The sequence below is a fragment of the Bacillus cereus group sp. N6 genome, from assembly GCF_016483705.1.
GTDB classification, from domain to species: Bacteria; Bacillota; Bacilli; order Bacillales; family Bacillaceae_G; genus Bacillus_A; species Bacillus_A wiedmannii.
Genome location: NZ_JAEHBI010000252.1, coordinates 1 through 323 on the forward strand (window position 1 = coordinate 1; position 323 = coordinate 323).

Below are 323 nucleotides of genomic sequence, written 5' to 3' on the forward strand. Positions count from 1 at the left end.
TTAATGACTCTTATGAATACAGAGTTAAAAAAACGTGTGAATTCTTCTGTTTCTTATGAAGTTGAAGCACAATCAATCGGTCGTGTGTTCGGTTTGGCTCATGAATTAATTAATGAGGGCGATACGATTCGAATGAAGGATACGGGATTCACACCTAAGCTTTATTTAGAAGCTAGGGTAATTGCTGGTGATGAATCATTTAAGGATCCATTACAAGATAAATATGTATTTGGAGATTACCATGAAATTGTTGATCCAAATGAAGAAGTAAGAAAGATTTATAATCGTATTCTTCGTTCACTTGGCAATAAACAAGAAATGAT

At 33.4% G+C, this 323-nt stretch carries 1 protein-coding gene; it reads left to right on the plus strand.

Annotation, left to right across the window (positions count from 1 at the left end; all coding sequences use genetic code 11):
* Positions 1–323 (plus strand): phage tail spike protein (locus tag JDS99_RS32905; RefSeq protein WP_275952198.1); only part of this gene is annotated, 323 nt, incomplete at both ends.